The organism is Oxalicibacterium sp., from assembly GCF_057353965.1.
Genome location: NZ_JBMQZD010000005.1, coordinates 131,611 through 154,069, shown reverse-complemented (window position 1 = coordinate 154,069; position 22,459 = coordinate 131,611). Strand labels below are relative to the sequence as shown.

Genomic DNA, 22,459 nt, shown 5'->3' with positions numbered 1-22,459 from the left:
TGGAGAAGAACCGGATTACGCCGCAGCGGCCCGCTCCAGCAGGAAGCTGCGGATTTCTCCAGCGATCTCTGCAGCATGCGTCTCCAGCGCAAAGTGACCGGTCTCGTAGAACACGACTTTTGCCTGCGGAATATCGCGCCTGAATGCTTCGGCACCGGCCGGCAAAAAGAAGGGATCGTTGCGGCCCCACACGGCCAGCAGCTTCGGCTGGTATTGGCGGAAATACGCCTGGAATTCGGGATACAGCGCAACGTTGTTTGCATAATCGAGGAACAGATCGAGCTGCACTTCATGCGCGCCCGGCCGCGTCATGTAGAAATCGTCGAGCGAATAACCGTCCGGCGACACCGCTTCCTTGTCGGTCACGCCATGCGTGTATTGCCACAGCGTGGTTTCCGGTTGCAGCAGCGCACGCAACGCATCGCGATTGGCCTGGCTCGGTTCCTGCCAGTACTGGCGGATCGGATTCCAGCCGTCGCTCAATCCTTCCAGATAGGCGTTGCCGTTCTGCGTGACGATGGCCGTCACGCGCTCCGGATGCTTCAGCGCGAGACGCAGACCGACCGGCGAACCGTAATCGAAAACGTAGATGCCGAAACGCTGCAGTTTCAGTTCGTCGGTGAAACGCGCAATCACGTTCGTCAGATTGTCGAAGGTGTAGGCGAATTGCTCACGCGGCAGCAGTTGCGTCTGGCCGAAACCGGGCAGGTCCGGCGCGATCACGTGGAAGCGATCCGCCAGCAGCGGAATCAGGTCGCGGAACATGTGGCTGCTGCTAGGAAAACCGTGCAACAGCAACAGCACCGGATCGCCGGCGCGGCCGGCTTCGCGATAGAAAACTTCCAGACCATCGACGACGACTTTTTTATGGCGGACTTGATACATGACAGGCTCCTTGAGATGAACGATCGGATGAATAACCGGATAAGCAGTCGGCAAATAACCGTGCTGAATACGGATTGGAGGTTATACATCATAATGTAACCCGTCAAACAAATTTTTAGAGGTTATTCAATTTTGGAAATTAAAATCAGCCACCATTTCATTAAAATTCCTTTATATTCAAATAATTACAAATATTTTCCTTGTTGCGAAAATATCGAAAACTGGTGAAACGCTTGGTTCCCTTACTCATCTCCGATACAAAAGTAACTTCTATTTTTAATTCAAATGAGTTACCATTTCTCACAATCAAACACAGGAGCCACACATGAAGGAAACGCTGCCCCCCGCGATCTTCATCGCCGATGCGCTCGGCCTGGACTTCCTTAATTCCGTCGCCACGCCGCTGGATACGCCGGTCGAATGGCTGGGTTCCGGCGAGGATTTGCTGAACTGGCTGGCACAGGCGCAACTGGTGCCGCACAACGTGCTGGACGATTTCCGCCGCAGCGCCGGCCCCGGCGAACTGGATGCGATCGCCGCCCAGGCGCGCGGACTGCGCGAGTGGTTCAGGAATTTTGTACTGGCGCACAAGGGAAAGTCGCTGCCGAAAACGGCGCTGCATGAACTTGAACCGCTGAACCGCCTGCTGGCGCGCGACGAAGGTTTCGCCCAGATCGTGGCAACGGCCGAAGATGGCGAACGCGGCGTCGGCTGGCAGCGCGAGCGGCGCTGGCGTTCGCCCGAATCGCTGCTGCTGCCGATCGCCGAAGCGATGGCACGCGTCGTCTGCGAAGAAAATTTCAGCTACGTCAAAGCCTGCGAAGGCCATGCCTGCACGCTGCTGTTCGCGGACAAGACGCGCGGCCATGCGCGGCGCTGGTGCAGCATGGCGATCTGCGGCAATCGTGCCAAGCAGGCGGCGCACCGTGCACGCAAAACGTGAATCGGTACAGGCCTCGCCTACACATCCGCAAAAAACGGTTCCCTGCTTTTGGCACGGAACCGTTTTTTGCGTGATGAGACAATCGTCCAGCATGCCGGCACAGGCATCGCGCAACATCTGCATCGACAACGACACACCGCAGGTTTATCATGGATGGACATGACAGCGACATCCTCCGCGTCATGCGTCTTTGGCAACGTCCTACCCGACGTCAGTGCGAAGACCACCGACAGAAGCGACCCGCAAGATGAATATCCAATCCGTTCCCGCTGCCTTTCAGCCGCAACTATGCGTTGCCGGAACGTCTCGTCTTCCTCTCCCGTTCGACTCGATTTCGTTTGATCGTACGCAGGCTGCGTGCAGCGTTACCGCAACATGCATGCCGCTACGCACGCCTCACGTCTCGCATGACACCAACGCCGCCACGAATGCGCGTGCCGGTGTCGTCCATCACCACCATTCCTGAAGCAGAGTCCGCCCGAACCGGCGCGGGCCGCGCCGGAATTGCGTGGTTTCCGCTCCTGTTTCGCGCTCTCCTTCCGACCGATTTTGCAACTTAGTCTGGAGAAAACGAAATGATCGATACATTCGAAACAAAGCTCATCAAGGCGTTGAAGAGTTTCAACCGCGTGCTGCACGTGCTGCTGGCCATCGCGCTGGGCATCGCCAGCCTGATGGTGATGTGGGAATTTTCCGCGGCCGTCATCGAGTCCGTGCACAAGAACAACCTGGCGCACGGCTTCCTGCAGGCGCTGGGCACACTGTTCATCGTCTGGACGCTGTCCAGCCTGATCGCGGCAGAAATCAATTATGTGCAAAGCGGCGTGTTCCATCTGACCGTCTTCATCGAGGTTGCGATCATCACGCTGCTGCGCCAGTTGATCGTCGAACCGGTGCAGGTAGCGACATCCGCCAACCGGGTCAACGACGATTTCAGCATCGCGCACTATGCACTCGTGCTCGCCGCGTTGTTGATCGTCGGCATCCTGCACAAGCTGATCAGCAGTTCGGACACCGTCATGACGATGAAGAAATCCGCCGAACGCATCTGATTCCGCATCTGCTCCTTCCTGCCCACAGCCTGGCAGGCAATCGTCCGATACGGGACGACATGCAAAAAAGCGGTTCCTCGTACAAGTGAGGAACCGCTTTTTCTTTCTGCGCATTCACCGCGAGGCATCAACGCGGCGTGACCGGGAAATCCACTGTCGTATCGTTGATGCGGTTAAAGATGTTGGTGAAGATCACCAGCGAAATCGCAAAGCTGATTTCGACCAGTTGGCGATCGGTATAACCAGCCGCCTTGATCGCATCGAATTCCGCAGTGGGAATCGTGCCGCTGGTCTGGATCAACGTGCGCACCAGATGAATCAGCGCATCGCGCTTGGCGTCGCCGGTCGGTTCGCCTCGGCGGATCCTGCCGATCACGTCCTGCGGCAGGCCGGCAATCTTGCTGATCACCGTATGCGCGGCTTCGCAATAATCGCAACCGGTCAACACGCTGACGAGCAACTTGATGGTTTCCTGATCCTTCTTGTCCAGCGTACCGGCAGCCAGCGCACTTTCAGCGGCGAGCACCGCTTTCAGCGCTTCCGGACCGTGCGCGCCGACCGCGACGAACAGGTTCGGCACGCTGCCGATGGATTTGCGGATCTGTGCATAGACTTCTGCGGTTGCGCCGGTTGCCGATTCGATGGCTGGGGTATTGATGCGATCCATGGTGAAACTCCTTTTCAAAACACTTGTTGTGGAGTCCTCACTTTAGGGGAGCTCAATGAGCTTTATAATATTTAAAATACTCAATAAAATATCAATTCGTCTCACACCCATTACCACGGGAGAAATCCATGTCGCCACCCATCGATTGGCTGAGCCGGCTGCTGAACATGATCCCGGTCAGCGGCAGGCTGGAAATCCGCTGCGCCTACGGCGCGCCGTGGCGCGTCGGCTACGAACCGTCGCCGCCGGGCGAACTGCCGTATCACGTGATCGTCGGCGGCAGCGCAGTCATGGAAGCGCCGGGCGAACCGGTACGTCAATTGCAGGCCGGCGACATCGTGATCCTGCCGCACGGTTCGCCTCACGCATTGCACGATGGCGGCGGCGTGCCGCCGGGGCCAGCCACCAAGCGGCCGGGACTAAATCTGACGATCACCGAAAACAACGGCAACGGCGAACGGCTCGACATGCTGTGCGGCCGCTTCATTGTCGAACGGCCGCACGACAAACTGCTGCGCGAATATCTGCCGCCGCTGCTGGTGGTATTTGCCGGCCGCGAAGCGGCCTCGTCCTCGCCGACCGGCGCGCAACTGGCGGCGCTGGTGGCGATGATGCGCGCCGAAGCCGGCAATGAAAACATCGGCGGCAACGCGATGCTGAATGCATTGTCGGCCGCGCTGTTCACGCTGACGCTGCGTTTCGCCGGCGAATCGGCGCAGACGCCGTCCGGCCTGCTGGCGCTGGCCGGCAATCCGCGCCTGGCTCCGGCATTATCGGCACTGTTCCACGAGCCGGAGAAACCGTGGACGCTGCCGGAACTGGCCACGCTGTGCAACATGTCGCGTGCCACCTTCGCCCGCCATTTCCAGGAAAGCATGGGCCGTTCGGCGAGCGACATGCTGACCGATATTCGCATGACGCTGGCGGCGAATGCGCTGCGCAAGCCGTCAGCCTCGGTCTCCGCCATCTCGGAGGCGGTCGGCTACCAGTCGGAAGCCTCATTCCAGCGCGCCTTCAAGCAGCACATGGGCATGACGCCGGCGCGCTGGAAGCGGCAGGAGGCGATGCCGGAAAGCCACGGCTGACGACATGTTCGGCGGTGGACATCCGCGCAAATCTTCTACAATGGCGGGCTGTAAAACGGCGTGCCGGCCAACATCCACCGCGCCGGACCAACGCAATCAGGGAAGACATCCATGAGCAACAACGGCTTCGAGAAAGTCAATTCGCCCGCCAACGTGCTGTTCGCCAGCCTGATCGGCACGACGATCGAATTCTTCGATTTCTACATCTACGCGACGGCGGCGGTGCTGGTGTTCCCACATCTGTTCTTCCCGTCGTCCGATCCGACTGCCGCCGTCCTGCAATCGCTGGCGACGTTCGCGATCGCCTTCTTCGCGCGGCCGGTCGGCTCCGCCGTGTTCGGCCACTATGGCGACCGCATCGGCCGCAAGGCGACGCTGGTCGCAGCGCTGCTGACGATGGGCCTCTCCACCGTCGCCATCGGCTTGCTGCCGACGTATGAAACGATCGGTGCGCTGGCGCCGCTGCTGCTGGCGCTGTGCCGCTTCGGGCAAGGTTTGGGCCTCGGCGGCGAATGGGGCGGCGCCGTGCTGCTGGCAACCGAGAATGCACCGCCCGGCAAGATTGCGTGGTACGGCTGCTTTCCGCAATTGGGCGCGCCGCTGGGCTTCTTCCTGTCGGGCGGCATCTTCCTGCTGCTGTCCGAATGCATGACCGACGAACAGTTCTTCAGCTACGGCTGGCGCATCCCCTTTCTCGCCAGCGCGGTGCTGGTGCTGATCGGCCTGTACGTGCGGCTGAAGATCACCGAGACGCCGGCCTTCCAGAAAGTGATCGACGAAGGCGAACGCGTGAAGGTGCCGATCGCCACCGTGTTCCGCGAACACGGCCGCATGCTGGTGCTGGGTACGGTGATCGCGCTGGCGACCTTCGTGCTGTTCTACCTGATGACGGTATTCGCGCTGAGCTGGGGCACGACCGCGCTTGGCTACTCGCGCGAAACCTTCCTGATCCTGCAGTTGTTCGCGGTGCTGTTCTTCGCGATCACGATTCCCGTGTCCGCGCTGCTGGCCGACCGCTACGGCCGCCGCATCACGATGATCCTGGTAACGATCGCGATCATCGTGTTCGGCCTGCTGATGGCGCCGCTGTTCGCCCGTGACAGCCTGATCGGCGTGACCTTCTTCCTGTCGCTGGGACTAGCGCTGATGGGCATGACTTACGGCCCGCTGGGCACGATGCTGTCCGAACTGTTCCCGGCCGAGATCCGCTACACCGGCGTATCGCTGACATTCAACCTCGGCGGCATCTTCGGCGCCTCGCTGGCGCCGTACGCGGCAACCTGGCTGGCCACGCATTACGGCCTGCAGTATGTCGGCTACTATCTCGCCGTTTCCGCGCTGCTGACGCTGATCGCGTTGCTGCTGGTCGGCAGGACGCGATACGCTTAAATCATTCCTTCTTCCTGCTCCCCGTGCGGGAAGCTAGACCTCCCGGCCGATCAGCCGATCGGCCGACCATTTTCCACCGCCATGGATGGAAATCATCAGTGCCACACAGCCCAGGATCAGCGGATACTCAAAACCGCGATCGATCCAGGGATAGGTCGGACCAAGAGCAACGCAGATCACCATCATCTGAATGGTCAACATGGGAGCGAATATCCGCGTTACGAAGCCGGCCGCCACGGCCAGGCCGCCAAACGTTTCGAGTAGCGCGACGAACACTGCAAACTGCGGCGCAAACGGCAGGTGCAACACATGGGTCATGAGATTGATCGACCCCGCCATCGGATCTGCCATCGAACCGTGTGCGGAGCCAGTCAGCTTCGGTAGCCCGTGAGTAAAGATGGTCAGGCCAAAAGCGATTCTGAGCAGCGTGTAAGTCAGCGGCCTGAGTTTTTCGTAGAACGGTACGAGGCCTGGAAAAACAAGTGCAGTTTTATTCGACATCGGATCCTCCTATTGCTTGATCAACGAGATGCGCCCGCCGATAGCGGGCATTGTGATAGGCCGAAGCGGAGCAGCACCCCGGCACGCAGCCGATATGGCAACGGCGCTCCTTCACGGCCATCGCGGGATCAGACGATCCCCCCGTTGACACGTATCGTCTGGCCGTTGATCCATGCGCCGTCCGGGCCGGCCAACACCGCAACGGCGGCGGCGATATCCTCCGGCTGGCCGAGTCGTTCCAGCGGTGCGAGCTTGGCGAGGCGGTCGATCACGTCCTGCGGCTTGCCGTCGAGGAAAAGACTGGTCGCCGTCGGACCGGGCGCGACCGTGTTGACGGTGATGTTGCGGCCGCGCAGTTCCTTGGTCAGCACATGCGTCATCGCTTCGACGCCGGCCTTGGTCGCCGCGTAGACCGCGTAAGTCGGCTGGTACAGACCGACGACGCTGGACGACAGGTTGACGATGCGGCCGCCGCTGCGCAAGCGTCGTGCCGCTTCGCGCAAGGTGTTGAAACTGCCCTTCAGGTTGATCGCGATCTGGCTGTCGAACAATGCGTCGTCGCTGTCGGCAAGATTCGCCAGCTTCATGATGCCGGCATTGTTGACCAGCACGTCCACACCGCCGTACGCCGCCTCGGTCGCATCGAACATGCGGGCGACGGCTGCCGCATCGCTGACATCCGCCTGCGTGGCGATCGCGGTGCCGCCGGCACGTTCGATGTCCTGCACCACGGATTCGGCTGCCTGTGCGCTGCCGGCGTAGTTGACGACGACGATGAAACCGTCCGCCGCCAGACGCTGCGCGATGGCGGCGCCGATGCCGCGCGCCGCGCCGGTGACGATGGCGACCTTGTCGTTTTGCGTTGCGTTCATGGTTTTTCTCCTTCGGTTTGTCGGTGTAAGCGCCGATATCAGCGGCGCTGTGATCCCACTATGGCAGCCGGCCTGAGAAAAATAATCTGTGATAAATTGCCATCACTATTCCATTTAGCGGAACAATAAGCCGAAAAACGACACGAAATGGACAAACTCGATGCCATGCGCCTGTTCACTCGCATCGTGGAGCGCCGCAGCTTCACGCTGGCGGCCAACGACACTGGCGTGCCGCGTTCGACCGTCACGCAAGTGATCCGGCAACTGGAAGAAAGACTGGGCGTGCGGCTGCTGCAGCGGACCACGCGCACTGTGAAACCGACGCTGGACGGGGAAGCTTATTACCGCCGCTGCCTGGCGATTCTCGACGACGTCGAAGATGCCGAAGGCGCGTTCAGTGGCGCGGTACCGAAGGGCATGCTGCGCGTCGAGGTGCAAGGCACGCTGGCGCGCCATTTCCTGATGCCGGCGCTGCCGGATTTCTTTGCGCAGCATCCCGAAATCGAACTGGCGATGAGCGAGAGCGACCGCTGGGTCGACCTGGTACAGGAAGGCATGGATTGCGCACTGCGCTACGGCAAGCTACCGGACAGCGATCTGGTAGCACGCCAGGTCGCGATGCTAGAGCGTGTGACCTGCGGCACACCGGAATATTTTGAAAAGTTCGGTACGCCGGTCGACATCGCGTCGCTGCAGGGCCATCGCATGGTCGGCATTCGGCTGGTTTCGACCGGCAATCTGACGCCGCTGGAATTCACCGGCGGGCCCGCGCACGAAAACATCGTGCTGCCGGCGACACTGTCGGTGACCGGACCCGAGAGTTTTCTTGCAGGCGTTCGCCTGGGGCTGGGGCTTGCACAAGTGCCGCGTTTTCACATCGAGCAAGACCTGAAAAGCGGCCTGCTCGTCACCGTGTTGAACGATCGCCCGCCGCCGTCGGCGCCGGTGTCGCTGGTCTATCCGCGCAACCGGCAACTGTCGCCGCGCGTGCGCGTGTTTCTCGACTGGGCGACGCAGGAATTCGCGCGGAAGAATTCACCGGCAACGGCTGATGGCACGCACGGTCATGTCTAAAACCCTGACTGGAAGAGCTGCAAGCTCGCCGGCATCCGGACCTGCCGACAATCGGCCAGCCCAAGACCCCAGGCTGCTGCGCCGCCTGCTGCGCGCCAAGGACAGAATGGATGCGGCATCGCACGAAGCGTGGCCGGTCGCACGTCTGGCGCAAGTAAGCGACGTGTCCGCCGACCACTTTGCCCACGCCTTCAGGCAAGCCTTCGGCATTCCGCCGCATCGCTATCTGCTGACGCGGCGCATCGAACGGGCAACGGCATTGTTGCGCGATACCGAGCTGTCGATCACCGACATCGCCTTCCAGACCGGATGGGAAAGCCTGGGCACGTTCAGCCGCACCTTTCGCGACATCACCGGTGAAAGCCCAAGCACAAACCGGGCGCGTGCAAGAGAGGCAATGGAAAGATTGGCGGAAGTGCCGGGCTGCATCGCCGCCGCTTCGCATCGTCCCGATCTCACGATCGCAGTTTCGGAGAAGCGACGCCGTGCGACGGCCGGTATAAAGAAACCCTCTTCAAACAAGGAGGTTCCATGACCCAGGGTATTCAAGTAGTCGGACTGTACGTGCACGATCAGGAGGAAGCGCTCGCCTTCTATGTCGACAAGCTCGGCTTCCGCGTCCATACGGATGTCAAAAACGGCGACTATCGCTGGCTGACCGTTCAGCATCCCGATCAACCGATGTTTCAGCTTGGTCTGTTCGCACCCGGCCCGCCGATGCTGGATGCCGCCACCGCACAGGCTGCACGTGAAATCGTCGCCAAGGGCGCGATGCCGCCGCTGGTGCTGGCGGTGGACGACTGCCGCGCCACCTACGATCGCCTGCGTGCAAAAGGCGTGGAATTCATCCAGGAACCGATCGAGCGTTATGGCACCGTGGATGCCGGTTTTCGCGATCCGTCCGGCAACGGATGGAAGATGATCGAGGCGCGCGCGAAATAGAGTCTCCGCAATCGCCCAGCGATGGGAAGCACACGCTTTCCATCGGGCGCAACATCAACCGTTGGCGACCAGTTCATCGTCCGCTTCCTCGCCGAGGAAGCCGCCGCTCTGATGCGCCCACAGGCGCGCATACAAGCCGTCTTGCGCGAGCAGTTCACGGTGCGTGCCTTCTTCGACGATGCGGCCCTTATCCAGCACGATCAGGCGGTCCATCGCCGCGATCGTCGACAGCCGGTGCGCAATCGCGACCACCGTCTTGCCTTCCATCAGCTTGTACAGGCTGGCCTGGATCGCGGCTTCCGCTTCCGAATCAAGCGCGCTGGTCGCTTCATCCAGCAGCAGGATGGGTGCGTCCTTCAGCATCACACGTGCGATCGCAATGCGCTGGCGCTGCCCACCGGACAGTTTCACACCACGCTCGCCGACGTGTGCGTCGTAGCCGACACGTCCTTTCGCATCGCCCAGCGTACCGATGAAGTCATGCGCCTCGGCGCGCCTGGCGGCATCGGCCATGTCCTCCTCGCCCGCATCGGGACGGCCGTACAGGATGTTGTCGCGCACCGAACGATGCAGCAGCGACGTATCCTGCGTAACCATGCCGATCTGCGCACGCAGACTATTCTGCGTCACGTGCGCGATGTTCTGGCCGTCAATCAGGATGCGGCCTTCCTCCAGATCGTAGAAGCGCAACAGCAGGTTGACGATGGTCGACTTGCCGGCACCGGAACGGCCGACCAGGCCGACCTTTTCACCCGGGCGTATCGTCAGGTTGAAGCCTTCGATCACCGAGCGTCCGCTGCCGTACGAGAAGCCGACTTCGTCGAATTTCAGTTCGCCTTTCGTCACTTTCAGCGGCACGGCATCGGCCGCATCGGCCACCGCATGATGGCGCGACAGCGTATTGATGCCATCCTGCACGGTGCCGACCTGTTCGAACAGCGACGCCATTTCCCACATCACCCAGTGCGACATGCCGTTCAGCCGCAAGGCCATCGCGGTCGCCGCCGCCACTGCGCCGACGCCGATCTGCCCCAGCGTCCACAGCCACAGCGCCACGCCTGCGGTACCGAGAATCAGCAGCATGCTGAGTGCATGGTTGACGACTTCGAAACCGCTGACCAGACGCATCTGGCCGTGCACCGTCACCAGGAATTCCTTCATCGCGCTGCGGGCATACCCGGCTTCACGGCCGGCATGCGAGAACAGTTTCACCGTGCCGATGTTCGTATAGGCGTCGGTGATGCGCCCCGTCATCAGCGAACGCGCGTCGGCCTGCAGCCGCGACACCTTGCCCAGACGCGGTACGAACCATTTCAGCGCAATCGCGTAACAGGCCGCCCATGCCAGAAACGGCACCAGCAGCCAGCGGTCGAAAGTGCCGACCACACTGACCAGCGTGACGAAATAGATGACGACAAAGACGAGGATGTCGCCGGTGATCATGCAGACGTCGCGCACCGCCAGCGCGGTCTGCATCACCTTGGCGGCGATGCGGCCGGCGAATTCGTCCTGGTAGAAACCCATGCTCTGGTTCAGCATCAGGCGGTGAAAATTCCAGCGCAGCTGCATCGGGAAGTTGCCGGCCAGAGTCTGGTGCTTGAAGAAGGTCTGCAGCGCCACCAGCACCGTGCTCAGCAGCACGATGCCGCCGAGCAGCAGCAAGGTGCCGCGCTCCTGCGCCCACAATTGCGCCGGTTCGACCTTGCCGAGCCAGTCGACCACATGGCCCATCATCGCGAACAGCAGCGCCTCGAAGGCGCCGGTCATCGCGGTCAGCAGCGTCATGGCCAGGATGTAACGGCGCGCACCCTTGGTGCAGGCCCAGATGAAAGCGGCGAAGCCGCTGGGCGGCGTGTCGGGTTGTGCATCCTGATACGGATGCAGCAGGTTTTCAAACCAGCGAAGCATGCATTTCTCCAAATCGGTCCGGCACGCGGGAATGTTGCAGAGCGCGCATGCATATGCGCAAGGGATGCGAACGAGTGGCGGACAGCAAGTCAAGTGCCCCAAAGCTACGCCAAGCGCCAAATGATGCCGAAGTGGCACTGAAGGGACCGCATCGAGGCACACGCGCAAGCATTGCGCGGACAGCGAACGACAGACAAGGCAGAATTCTTGCATATCCCCGACATCGGCGCATTGCACGCAGCCCGTTGCAAACTGGACCTCAAGTAATCGCGCACCGATACATGCCGTCGACACACCAACCATAGACGCCGTAATGCAGACGATCGCCGCACATCGCAGGCGATGCGTGAAATTTTCGTTAAATTGCCTGCCGGCACGAGAGCGAGTCTGGTATCATGCGCAGGGTAGTTGTCCGGCAAAAAACAGGTGGTGCAATCGCGTTTTTGGCCGGCCTTCCGGCACGAAGCAGTCTGCATCGTGCCTCACCGACACCGGATATCGGACGATCGAATGCCCTTCGTTCCGGCCGATGTTCCACAAATACCAGTACATTTTCCGATACAGGGCGCGCCCGCAGGCTGCGTCCGGTCGGCTCGGCAGCAAAAATCGCCATGCAAGTGCGCATCGGGCAGAAGACAATCCGTCTTGTCTTCTGTCGTCCGGTACGGCGCTGCGCGGCTTGCGCGTCATCGCATGCAATCGTAAAAAGAGGAGAACTGCACAGACAACCGGTTGTACACAGCGGTCCGAACGAGATGTCGCCTCCGGCAGAATTCGCTCGACGATCCGAATCCCGTAAAACCCGTGCCGTCCGGCGTTGTCCGACCGGCTGTTATTCCTGGATGTTTTCCTGCGCATGCATACATTTGCTCCCGAATCCCTGCTGCTTCTTTCCCTGATCGCGGTTCCCTTCCTGGGAAGCGTGGCCGCCGCCTGCATGCCGTCCGATGCGCGCAACCGGGAATCGCTGCTGGCCGGGGGCGTGGCGCTGTACGGGCTGCTGGTCGTCATCTATCTGTATCAGTACATCGGCGACGGTCAGACCGTCCGCTATTCGGCCGAATGGGTACCGGCCTTCGGCCTCGAATTCCTGCTGCGACTGGACGGACTGGCCTGGCTGTTCACGATGCTGGTGCTGGGCGTCGGCCTGCTGGTGGTGCTGTACGCGCGCTATTACATGTCGGCCGACGATCCGGTGCCGCGCTTCTTCGCCTTCCTGCTCGCCTTCATGGGTTCGATGCTGGGCGTGGTGCTGTCGGGCAATCTGATCCAGCTCGTGGTGTTCTGGGAACTGACGAGCGTCACTTCCTTCCTGCTGATTGGTTACTGGCATCACCGCATCGATGCACGCCGCGGCGCGCGCATGGCGTTCACCGTGACCGCCACCGGCGGCCTGTGCCTGTTGTGCGGCGTGCTGATCCTCGGCCATATCGCCGGCAGCTACGATCTCGATGCAGTGCTGGCGGCTGGCGACACGATCCGCGAACACAAGCTCTATCTGGCGGCACTGGTGCTGATCGGCCTCGGCGCGCTGACCAAGAGCGCGCAGTTCCCTTTCCATTTCTGGCTGCCACATGCGATGGCGGCGCCGACGCCGGTGTCGTCCTACCTGCATTCGGCGACCATGGTGAAGGCCGGCATCTTCCTGCTGATGCGCCTGTGGCCAGCGCTGTCGGGCACGCCGGAATGGACGTGGCTGATTGCCGGTGCCGGCGTCTGCACGCTGCTGATCGGCTCCTTCGTCGCGATCTTCCAGCATGATCTGAAGGGTCTGCTCGCCTATTCGACCATCAGCCATCTCGGCCTGATCACCACGCTGCTCGGCATCGGCACACCGCTGGGCGTGGTGGCCGCCATCTTCCATACGCTGAACCACGCGATCTTCAAGGCCTCGCTGTTCATGGCGGCCGGCATCATCGACCACGAAACCGGTACGCGCGACATGCGCGTGCTGCGCGGCCTGCGCAAGGCCCTGCCGATCACCGGCACGCTGGCAATCGTGGCCAGTGCGTCGATGGCCGGCGTGCCGCTGCTCAACGGTTTTCTATCGAAGGAAATGTTCTTCGCCGAGACGCTGCTGGTCGGCGGCAACGACAACTGGTGGATGTCGTACGCCGCCGTCGCGATGGGCATCTTCAGCGTCGCCTATTCGCTGCGCTTCATCAGCGTGTTCTTCGGCAAGCTGCCCGACGATCTGCCGAAAAAACCGCACGAGCCGCCGCACTGGATGCGCTTCCCGGTGGAGTTTCTGGTGTTGCTGTGCCTGGTGGTGGGCATCATCCCGGGCATCAGTGCCGGCCCTTATCTGCATCAGGCAGTGGAAGCCGTGCTCGATGCGCAGACGCCGGAGTACAGCCTCGCAATGTGGCATGGTTTCAACCTGCCGCTGGCGATGAGCTTCGCGGCGCTGGCCGGCGGCATCCTGTTCTACACCGTCCTGCGCAAGTATTTCACGCTGCAGCAGCGCGCCGATGTGCCGGTGCTGTACCGCCTGTCGGGCGCGCAGGCATACGAAACCACCATGCTGCGCCTGACCTCCAGCGCCAATCTGCTGCTGAAATGGCTGGGCACGCGCCGCCTGCAGCCGCAGCTGTTCCTGATGATCGCCGCCATGCTGGCGGTGCCGTATCTGCTGGTCGGCCCGCTGCCGCCGCTGAAGCCGGTCGCCCTCGCCGATATCAAGCCGCTGTTCGCCGTGATGTGGCTGATCGGCTGCGCGTGCGCCGTCACGGCGGCATGGCAGGCCAAGTACCATCGCCTGGCCGCGCTGATCCTGGTGGGTGGCGTCGGCGTGGTCGTCAGCATGACCTTCCTCTGGCTGTCCGCGCCCGATCTGGCGCTGACGCAGCTGATGGTCGAAACCGTCACCACCGTGCTGATCCTGCTCGGCCTGCGCTGGCTGCCGCGCCGCCTGCCGCCGAAGGAATTGCAGGGCGGCCTGCAGATTCCGCGCTCGGTGTGGCTGCGCCGTTCGCGCGATCTCGGGCTGGCGGTGCTCGGCGGCCTTGCCATCGCCGGCATCAGCTACGTCGTGCTCACGCATCCGCAGCCGGACAGCATCGGCAACTTTTTCCTTGCACGCGCGCTGCCGGAAGGCGGCGGCACCAATGTCGTCAATGTGCTGCTGGTGGATTTCCGCGGCTTCGATACGATGGGCGAGATCACCGTGCTGGCGATCGTCGCGCTGACCGTCTATGCGCTGCTGCGTCGCTTCCGCCCGGCGCCTGAAAGCATTGTCATCCCCGAACAGCAGAGCAACAACGTCGATCCTGCCGCATCGCAGACACCGGCCGAACAGTTCGAGCACGGGCACCTGCACATACCGGGCGTGTACCTGCGCTTCCTGCTGCCCTTCATGGGCGTGATCGTCGTCTACTTCTTCATGCGCGGCCACAATCTGCCGGGCGGCGGCTTCGTCGCGGGCCTGATCTTCTCGGTCGCCATCATCGTGCAGCACATGATCGCCGGCACCGCATGGATGGAAGAACACATCCGCCTGCGTCCGCTGCGCTGGATCGCATGGGGACTGGTGACCGCCTGCGTGACCGGTCTGGGCGCGCTCGCGCTCGGCTTTCCGTTCCTGACCAGCCATACCGCGCATCTGCATCTGCCGCTGCTGGGCGAGGTGCACGTGCCGAGCGCCTTCATGTTCGACCTCGGCGTATTTTTCGTCGTGGTCGGCGCGACCATGCTGATCCTGATCGCGCTGGCGCACCAGACCGTCCGCAGCCGCCGCCCGCAGGCGGACGGCGCGTCCGAACCCGTTGTCCAACCCAAGCGAGGGACCGTCTGATGGAACTCGTCATTTCTCTCGCCATCGGCGTGCTGTTCGGCTCCGGCATCTGGCTGATCCTGCGCCCGCGCAGCTTCCAGGTGCTGACCGGGCTGATGTTGATGTCGTATGCCGTCAACCTGTTCATCTTCATCATGGGCCGGCTGTGGGTGGACAAGGCGCCGTTGACGCTGGGCGGCGGCGCCGTCGATCCGTCCATGTACAGCGATCCGCTGCCGCAGGCGCTGGTGCTGACGGCGATCGTGATCGGCTTCGCCACCACCGCGCTCTATCTGGTCGTGATGATCGGCTCGCGCGGGCTGACCGGCACCGATCACGTCGACGGCGAGGAGCCCGATCAATGAATCTGCATTGGGTCCAGCAACTGATCATCCTGCCGGTGCTGCTGCCGCTGCTGTGCGGCGCGGTGCTGATCATGATCAATGAAAACCGCCATCATCTGAAGTTCGCCATCAATCTGGTTTCCGTGCTGGCGCAATTCGCCATCGCCATCGCCTTGATGAAGCTGACCGATACCGGCCTGTGGCATGACGGCATCGGCGTCTATCTGGCCGCCAACTGGTCGGCGCCGTTCGGCATCGCGCTCGCCGCAGATCGCCTGGCGGCGCTGATGCTGCTGCTGACCGCGATCATGGCCGGTGCGGCACTGCTGTTCTCGGCCACGCGCTGGAGCCGCATCGGCGTGCACTTCCATTCGCTGTTCCAGTTCCTGCTGATGGGCATCAACGGCGCCTTCCTTACGCACGATCTGTTCAACCTGTTCGTGTTCTTCGAAGTCATGCTGGCCGCTTCCTACGGCCTGCTGCTGCACGGCTACAACGTCACGCGGCTGCGCGCCGGCATGCAGTACATCGCGATCAATCTCGCAGCGTCGCTGCTGTTCCTGATCGGCGTGGCGCTGATCTACGCCAGTGCCGGCACACTCAACATGGCCGATCTGGCCGGCCGCATCGGCAGCATCACCGGGCAGGACATGTTCCTGCTAAAGACCGGCGTGGCCGTGCTGGCGATCGCCTTCCTGACCAAGAGCGCGATGTGGCCACTCGGCTTCTGGCTGCCGACGACCTACTCCGCCGCCTCGCCGCCGGTCGCCGCCATGCTGGTGCTGATGACCAAGGTCGGCGCCTATGTCGTGCTGCGCGTGTGGCTGCTGGTGTTCTCGTCCGATGCCGGCGAAGCCGCGGGTTACGGCTACACGGCACTGCTGTGGGGCGGCATGGCGACCATCCTGTTCGGCGCCGCCGGCATGCTGGCCAGCGAAGGATTGGGACGCATGGCCGGCTATGCCGCCATCGTGTCGTCCGGCACGTTGCTGGCGGTGGTCGGTTACGGCCAGGCATCGCTGGTGACGGCAGGTCTCTACTATCTGCTCGGCTCGACGCTGGCGGCCGGCGCCTTCATGCTGCTGATCGAGCTGATCGAACGCATACGCAAACCCGGCGCCTCGATCCTGGCGGTGACGATGGAAGCGTTCGCCGTCGATGAGACCCCGGAAGAAACCGCCGGTGTCGGCATTCCGGGCGCGCTTGCCTTCCTCGGCCTGGCGTTCGCCGGTTGCGCGCTGGTGATCACCGGCATGCCGCCGCTGTCGGGCTTCGTCGCCAAGTTCGGCATGTTCCACGCACTGCTGCATCCGGACGACGCGAACATCCTGATCAGCGGCACCACCTGGGCATTGATGGCGCTGATCGTGTTTTCCGGTCTGACCGCCATCATCGCGCTGATGCGTTTCGGCGTGCGTACCTTCTGGGCGTCGGGCGCGATCACCGCACCCAAACTGCACGTGACCGAGGTCGCCTCGATCACGCTGCTGCTGTTGCTGTGCGTCGCGCTGACGGTGAAAGCGGGGCCGATGTTCGACTATCTGCAACGCACCAGCCACGACCTGCATCGCCCTGCTCATTACGTCGAACAGATCCGCTCGGCACCGGTCGTACCGGGCGTGGTCCAGCCGGGAGCAACGCCATGATCCGCCGCTGGCTTCCCTTTCCGCGGCTGTCGATCGCGCTGCTGCTGACCTGGCTGCTGCTCAACGAAAGCGTCGCGCCTTCCGATCTGCTGCTCGGCGCCGTACTCGGCATCCTTATTCCGCTGCTGTGCCGGCCGCTGGTGCCGGACGGTTATCCAAAACTGCACAAGCCATTCGTGCTGTTCCGCCTGCTCGGCATGGCGCTGGTCGAGATCGTGCGCTCCTGCCTCAACGTGAGCTGGCTCATTCTGTCGCCCCGCCGTCACGGCCTGAACTCGCAATTCATCACGATCCCGCTCGACATGCGCAGTCCATACGGACTGGCGCTGCTGTCCTGTCTGATCAATTCGACACCCGGCACGGTCTGGGTCGAGATCCTGCCGGAACGGCATGAACTGGCATTGCATGTGTTCGATCTGCACGATGCACAATGGTGGGTCGATACCATCAAGACGCGCTATGAGAAACCGCTGATGGAGATTTTCGAACAGGAGGCCTCGCAACCATGATGACCGTACTCGAACTGGCGATCGGCTTCGCCTTCTTCTGCGTCGTGATGGCGATGCTGTTCTGCACGATCCGGCTGCTGATCGGCCCCACCGTGCACGATCGCGTGCTGGCGCTCGACACACTGTGGATGTGCGCCATGCTGCTGGCGATCATGTTCGGCATCCGCTTCGGCAATCTCATTTATTTCGAGGCGGCGATGCTGATCGCGCTGCTCGGCTTCGTTTCCACCATTGCGCTGGCCAAGTTCATGATGCGCGGGGAGATCATCGAATGAATCACATTACAGCCATTCCGGCCTGGGCCATCGTCCCGGTCTCGCTGCTGCTGGTCGTCGGCGGCAGCATCGTGCTGATCGGCGCGCTCGGTCTGCTGCGCCTGCCGAGCTTCTACCAGCGCATCCACGGTCCGGCCATCACTGTCACGCTCGGCGCCGGCTGCCTGCTGGTGGCATCGATGATTTATTTCACCGTGCTGCAGTCACGCCCGGTGATCCATGAGATCATCATCTCGGTATTTCTGCTGCTGACCGCGCCCATCGTCGCGATGATGATCATGCGGGCCGCGGTTTATCGCGACCTGCGTGCAGGCAAGAAGGACGCCGGAGCAGCCGCAGGCGGTATCTATCGGTTTCCGGAAGAAAACGAATAAGCGCGCAGAACAACGCCAGCGAATATCGACAGCGTAACGATAACGTTCAACGACGACGCATCACCTTCAGCCGCCCGGCTCCACCCTCAACCTGCGAGAAAACCGCCATGTTCCTTGCCAAATTTCTGCACATACTGGGCTTCACCATCTGGATCGGCGGCATGTTCTTCGCCCACAATGCCTTGCGGCCGACGGTCGCCGTCACGCTGGAGCCGCCGCTGCGCCTGACGCTGCTGGCCGGCGTCTTCACCCGATTCTTTTTCTGGGTCTGGATCGCGATCGCGCTGATCCTCGGCAGCGGCCTCTATATGATGGCGTTGATGGGCAAGCCGCCCGTACCCGTCACGCTGATGGCCGTGATCGGCATCGTGATGATGCTGATCTTCGGCCACATCTTCTTCGCGCCCTACCGGCGCCTCAAGCGCAGCGTCGCCGCGCAGGAATGGCAGGCCGCGGGAGTCGCCATGGCCAGCATCCGCAAGCTGGTCGCCGTCAATCTGGCGCTCGGTCTGCTCACCATTGTGATCGGCGGACTCGGGCCGCTGGCTTATTGAACGTATTCGCACTGCACAAAAATCCGGCTCCGGCCGGATTTTTTTTCATGCAGCCGCAACAAAATCTTCATAATCAAAAGACAACGCCTGCGGCGGCGCGCTGATAGAATCCCGTCATCACCATCATCGGCGATGCCTCTATGCCCAACTTCATTTCGCGGTTGCCGCAAAACCTTCGCACCTTCTCGCGCAAACCGGCCGCCAGACGCAGCTTCATCGGGCTGCTCGCCTTCATCCTGCTGATCGGCCTGTTCGGCTACTTCGTCCTCCCCGGCATCATCAAGTCGCAGGCCGAACAGCGGATTTCGGAAATGCTGCATCGCCAGACCACGATCGGCAAGGTCGACGTCAGCCCGTACGCGATGCGGGTGACCATCCACGACATGAAGATGATGGAACCGGAAGGCGATGCCGTCTTCGCCAGTTTTGGCGCGCTGACGGTCAACGTCTCGCTGCAATCGCTGTTCCGCTTCGCGCCGGTGATCGAGGAAGTCAAACTCGATACGCCCTACGTGCATCTGGTGCGCAAGGATGCCCACCACTACAACATCGACGACCTGATCGCGCTGGCCAACAGCCAGCCGCCGAAACCGGACGACGGCAAGCCGGCGCGCTTCTCGGTCTTCAACATCCAGATCAACGACGGCCGCTTCGAACTCGACGACAAGCTGGAGCAGGTGGTGCACAAGATCACCGACCTGAAGCTGGGCATCCCCTTCATCTCGTCGTTGCCCTCGCAGGTCGACGTCTTCGTCGAACCGATGCTGAGCGCGAACATCAATGGCACGCCACTGCTGATCAAGGGCAAGGCGCAGCCGTTCGCCGATCCGCGGGATGCCACCGTCGACCTGAACCTCGACAATTTCGACCTGACGACTTACCTGAAATACATTCCCGGCACGCCGCACTTCAAGCTGCCGAGCGCGCGGCTGGACATGAAGATGGCTGCGCATTTCCGGCAGAAGAAGGATGAAGCGCCCGCGCTGCTGCTGACCGGCGACATCACGCTGAAGAACGTGCAGCTCAACGACGCCAGCGACAAATCCATCCTGAAACTGCCTTCGCTGAAGGTGACGCTGCAGGATGCCAAGGTCCTCGACAGCAAGATCGCCGTGGCACGCGTCGCCATCGACGGCATCGAGGCCAGCATCGCGCGCACCGCCGGCGGCAAATTCAATATCGACAATCTGTTGACGCCGCCTACTGTATCAACATCAACATCAACATCGACATCGGCATCAGCACCGAAACCGGCGGCACAAAAATCCGCGCAGAAATCGCAAGCCAAGCAGATCAAGGTTGCCGCGCCGGCAGACAAGGCTGCGCAACAGCTGACCGCAGTCCAACCGGATCAGCAAACAACGCAACAATCAACCGGGCAAGCGGCAAAGCAGCCAACCGAACCGGTCACGCCGGCAAAACCGGCCGAGCCGCTGGTGCTGGCACTTGGCGAGCTCGACATCCGCAATGCAGCACTCAGCTATGCGGATGCAGCGCAGCCGATGCAGGCTGGTGTCAAGGATTTCGATCTCAACGTACGCAACGTCAACATCGATACCGGCAAGCGCATCGTCGACGTCGGCGAAGTCGTTTCGAACCGCGCCGGCTTCTCGCTGCAGCAGGGCAAATCGCCCGGTGCAAGCAAACGTGCCGGCGATGCGGCAAATGCGCCGAGCACCGCATCGGCAAAATCGGCCTCGAAGAAGAATGGCGGCAAGGGTGCGGAAGAGCCGGGCTACATCGTCAATATCGGCAAGATCACGATTGCCGGCTGGTCTGCACAACTGGAAGACCGCAGTTTGCGCCGTCCGGCGGTGACGACGATCGCGCCGCTGAATCTGGCCATGCAGAACGTATCGACCAAACCGGATGCGCGCGGCCGCATCGATCTGCAAGCCACCGTCAACAAGAACGGCAAGCTGTCCGTGGAGGGCGAGCTGGGCATGGCGCCGCTGTATGGCGATCTGGTGCTGGACTTCCAGCAGGTCGACATCATGCAGCTCCAACCCTACTTCACCGAGCAGGTCAACATCCTGCTGACGCGTGCCAACGTTTCAGGCAAGGGCGCACTGCGTTTCGCGCAGAACAAGGGCGACTTTACCGGCAGCTTTAAAGGCGATGTCGCGCTCGGCGACGTGGCAACCGTCGACAAGCTCAGCGCCAGCGATTTCCTGCGCTGGAAATCGTTGAGCGTCAAAGGCATGGACGTCAATTTTTCGCCGTTCTCGCTGAACATCGATCAGGTCGCGCTCAACAATTTCTTCGCGCGCATCATCATCGATTCGACCGGTCGCATCAATCTGCAGGATGTCGCGCGCGGCGAGGATGGCGCGCACAAGAGCGTGACCAACGAAAATCAGCCGGTTGCCACGCAGGAACGCGTGCGCGGCACCAACACCGCCAGCGCACCGCTGCCGCAACCGGCCAAACCAGCCAGCGCCATACCGCCGATCAAGATCGGCAAGGTATTGCTGCGTGGCGGCCGCGTGCGCTTCACCGACAACTTCATCAAGCCGAACTACACGGCTACGCTGGAGCGTCTGGGCGGCTCCATTGCCGGCCTGTCGTCGGATGCGAACAGCAACGCCAACGTCGATCTGAAAGGATTGGTCAACAGCGCGCCGCTGGCGGTGGCCGGACGCGTCAACCCGCTGAAGGGCGACCTGTCCATGGACATTCGCGCCGAAGTACGCGGCATGGAACTGGCGCCGCTTTCGCCCTATTCCGGCCGCTACATCGGCTACGGCATCGAGAAGGGCAAGCTGACCTTCGACGTGTCGTACAAGGTTGAGGATCGCGTGCTGACCGCGCAGAACCGCCTGATCCTCGAACAGCTGACGCTGGGCGACAAGGTCGACAGTCCGGATGCGCCATCGCTTCCGGTACAGTTCGCGTTGTCGCTACTCAAGGATCGCAACGGCGTCATCGACATCAATCTGCCAATCGGCGGCTCGCTCGACGATCCACAGTTCTCGATCGGCGGCATCATCGTCAAGGTGATCGTCAACCTGATCACGAAAGCGGTGACGGCGCCGTTTTCGCTGATCGGTTCGATGTTCGGCGGCGGCGAGGAGTTGTCGCACCTGGCCTTCGATCCGGGCCGCGCGGCACTGACCGACAAGGCGGCGGAAAAACTGAAGACAATCGCCAAGGCGCTGGATGACCGTCCTGCGCTGAAACTGGAGATCACCGGTCGCACCGATCCGCAGGCCGATCGCGAAGGATTGAAGCGCGCATCGATAGACCGCAAGGTGCGCGCGCTCAAACTGAAGGAGATGGTCGCGCGCGGCCAGTCTGCCGAAGGCGAGCGCGTCATCGTCACGCCGCAGGAATATCCGGCGCTGCTCAAGCGCGTCTACAAGGACGAGGACTTCAAGAAGCCACGCAACATGATCGGCTTCCAGAAGGATCTGCCGGTTGAGGAAATGGAAAAGCTGATGATCGAAAATGCCAAGGTCAGCGATGACGATCTCACCTTGCTGGGCAATCGCCGTGCGCAGGCAGCGAAGGACTGGCTAACGACCGAAGGCAAGATTCCGGCTGAACGCATCTTCATCCTCGCTTCAAAATCCGGTGCCGACGGCAAGGACAATGCAAAGGGCGATACACCGGCGGCGCGCGTCGATTTCTCGTTGAAGTGATACGAATATCGCAATCGCGCAATCGT

At 61.8% G+C, this 22,459-nt stretch carries 20 protein-coding genes; 15 read left to right on the top strand and 5 right to left on the bottom strand.

The genetic code is table 11. The features are described from left to right. Nucleotides 1-15 precede the first annotated feature (15 nt). Entirely contained in the window at nt 16-885 is an 870-nt protein-coding gene (locus tag ACO1VH_RS10300; RefSeq protein WP_486244376.1) for an alpha/beta fold hydrolase, read from the bottom strand. 325 nt (nt 886-1,210) lie between these two features. Here ACO1VH_RS10300 and ACO1VH_RS10295 point away from each other — a divergent pair, with 325 nt between their 5' ends. Both ACO1VH_RS10295 and ACO1VH_RS10290 read left to right on the top strand, forming a co-directional pair. Beyond that, the gene (locus ACO1VH_RS10295; protein ID WP_486244375.1) at nt 1,211-1,828 is read left to right on the top strand and encodes a CGNR zinc finger domain-containing protein; all 618 of its coding nucleotides are present in this window, start codon (nt 1,211-1,213) and stop codon (nt 1,826-1,828) included. A gap of 575 nt (nt 1,829-2,403) precedes the next feature. Further along, nucleotides 2,404-2,880: a phosphate-starvation-inducible PsiE family protein gene (locus ACO1VH_RS10290; RefSeq protein ID WP_486244374.1), complete on the top strand. Its 477-nt coding sequence runs from the start codon at nt 2,404-2,406 to the stop codon at nt 2,878-2,880. Between the two features lie 127 nt (nt 2,881-3,007). Here the strand turns inward: ACO1VH_RS10290 and ACO1VH_RS10285 are convergent, their stop codons facing one another. Continuing rightward, a complete protein-coding gene (locus ACO1VH_RS10285; protein WP_486244373.1) occupies nt 3,008-3,547 on the bottom strand; it encodes a carboxymuconolactone decarboxylase family protein in 540 nt (179 codons plus the stop codon). A gap of 128 nt (nt 3,548-3,675) precedes the next feature. On the opposite strand from ACO1VH_RS10285, the gene ACO1VH_RS10280 reads away from it, so the two are divergent. Both ACO1VH_RS10280 and ACO1VH_RS10275 read left to right on the top strand, forming a co-directional pair. Further along, nucleotides 3,676-4,632, top strand: a complete 957-nt coding sequence (locus ACO1VH_RS10280) for a cupin domain-containing protein (protein ID WP_486244372.1) — start codon at nt 3,676-3,678, stop codon at nt 4,630-4,632. Nucleotides 4,633-4,743: 111 nt separating this feature from the next. Next, a complete protein-coding gene (locus ACO1VH_RS10275) occupies nt 4,744-6,021 on the top strand; it encodes an MFS transporter (protein WP_486244371.1) in 1,278 nt (425 codons plus the stop codon). 33 nt (nt 6,022-6,054) lie between these two features. On the opposite strand, the gene ACO1VH_RS10270 is transcribed toward ACO1VH_RS10275, so the two are convergent. Both ACO1VH_RS10270 and ACO1VH_RS10265 read right to left on the bottom strand, forming a co-directional pair. Further along, complete coding sequence (locus tag ACO1VH_RS10270) at nt 6,055-6,522, bottom strand: DoxX family protein (protein ID WP_486244370.1); 468 nt, start codon at nt 6,520-6,522, stop codon at nt 6,055-6,057. A 128-nt stretch (nt 6,523-6,650) separates the two neighbouring features. After that, complete coding sequence (locus ACO1VH_RS10265; protein ID WP_486244369.1) at nt 6,651-7,394, bottom strand: SDR family oxidoreductase; 744 nt, start codon at nt 7,392-7,394, stop codon at nt 6,651-6,653. A 147-nt stretch (nt 7,395-7,541) separates the two neighbouring features. Here ACO1VH_RS10265 and ACO1VH_RS10260 point away from each other — a divergent pair, with 147 nt between their 5' ends. From ACO1VH_RS10260 to ACO1VH_RS10250, 3 genes are read left to right on the top strand one after another with little or no spacing between them, the layout of a single operon-like run. Next, nucleotides 7,542-8,468: a LysR family transcriptional regulator gene (locus ACO1VH_RS10260; RefSeq protein WP_486244368.1), complete on the top strand. Its 927-nt coding sequence runs from the start codon at nt 7,542-7,544 to the stop codon at nt 8,466-8,468. Then, the gene (locus tag ACO1VH_RS10255; protein ID WP_486244367.1) at nt 8,461-9,003 is read left to right on the top strand and encodes a helix-turn-helix transcriptional regulator; all 543 of its coding nucleotides are present in this window, start codon (nt 8,461-8,463) and stop codon (nt 9,001-9,003) included. The genes ACO1VH_RS10260 and ACO1VH_RS10255 overlap by 8 nt, the downstream gene beginning before the upstream one ends. Beyond that, nucleotides 9,000-9,410, top strand: a complete 411-nt coding sequence (locus ACO1VH_RS10250) for a VOC family protein (protein WP_486244366.1) — start codon at nt 9,000-9,002, stop codon at nt 9,408-9,410. The genes ACO1VH_RS10255 and ACO1VH_RS10250 overlap by 4 nt, the downstream gene beginning before the upstream one ends. Nucleotides 9,411-9,464: 54 nt before the next feature. On the opposite strand, the gene ACO1VH_RS10245 is transcribed toward ACO1VH_RS10250, so the two are convergent. After that, nucleotides 9,465-11,318, bottom strand: a complete 1,854-nt coding sequence (locus tag ACO1VH_RS10245; RefSeq protein WP_486244365.1) for an ABC transporter ATP-binding protein — start codon at nt 11,316-11,318, stop codon at nt 9,465-9,467. A gap of 856 nt (nt 11,319-12,174) precedes the next feature. Between ACO1VH_RS10245 and ACO1VH_RS10240 the strand changes: the two genes are divergently transcribed. The 8 genes from ACO1VH_RS10240 (at nt 12,175) to ACO1VH_RS10205 (ending at nt 22,433) form a co-directional block, all read left to right on the top strand. Next, nucleotides 12,175-15,111 carry a monovalent cation/H+ antiporter subunit A gene (locus ACO1VH_RS10240; RefSeq protein WP_486244364.1) on the top strand — a complete coding sequence of 979 codons (2,937 nt, stop codon included), beginning with the start codon at nt 12,175-12,177 and terminating at the stop codon, nt 15,109-15,111. Then, nucleotides 15,111-15,455, top strand: coding sequence for a Na+/H+ antiporter subunit C (locus ACO1VH_RS10235; RefSeq protein ID WP_486244363.1), 345 nt, complete (start codon nt 15,111-15,113; stop codon nt 15,453-15,455). The genes ACO1VH_RS10240 and ACO1VH_RS10235 overlap by 1 nt, the downstream gene beginning before the upstream one ends. Then, a complete protein-coding gene (locus ACO1VH_RS10230) occupies nt 15,452-17,080 on the top strand; it encodes a monovalent cation/H+ antiporter subunit D (protein ID WP_486244362.1) in 1,629 nt (542 codons plus the stop codon). Before ACO1VH_RS10235 ends, ACO1VH_RS10230 begins: the two co-directional genes overlap by 4 nt. Then, nucleotides 17,077-17,589: a Na+/H+ antiporter subunit E gene (locus ACO1VH_RS10225; protein WP_486244361.1), complete on the top strand. Its 513-nt coding sequence runs from the start codon at nt 17,077-17,079 to the stop codon at nt 17,587-17,589. Before ACO1VH_RS10230 ends, ACO1VH_RS10225 begins: the two co-directional genes overlap by 4 nt. Beyond that, a complete protein-coding gene (locus ACO1VH_RS10220) occupies nt 17,586-17,864 on the top strand; it encodes a K+/H+ antiporter subunit F (RefSeq protein ID WP_486244360.1) in 279 nt (92 codons plus the stop codon). The genes ACO1VH_RS10225 and ACO1VH_RS10220 overlap by 4 nt, the downstream gene beginning before the upstream one ends. Then, nucleotides 17,861-18,238: a monovalent cation/H(+) antiporter subunit G gene (mnhG, locus tag ACO1VH_RS10215; protein ID WP_486244359.1), complete on the top strand. Its 378-nt coding sequence runs from the start codon at nt 17,861-17,863 to the stop codon at nt 18,236-18,238. The genes ACO1VH_RS10220 and mnhG overlap by 4 nt, the downstream gene beginning before the upstream one ends. A gap of 107 nt (nt 18,239-18,345) precedes the next feature. After that, nucleotides 18,346-18,792, top strand: a complete 447-nt coding sequence (locus tag ACO1VH_RS10210) for a CopD family protein (protein ID WP_486244358.1) — start codon at nt 18,346-18,348, stop codon at nt 18,790-18,792. A 140-nt stretch (nt 18,793-18,932) separates the two neighbouring features. Further along, entirely contained in the window at nt 18,933-22,433 is a 3,501-nt protein-coding gene (locus tag ACO1VH_RS10205; RefSeq protein ID WP_486244357.1) for a DUF748 domain-containing protein, read from the top strand. Nucleotides 22,434-22,459: the final 26 nt, after the last annotated feature.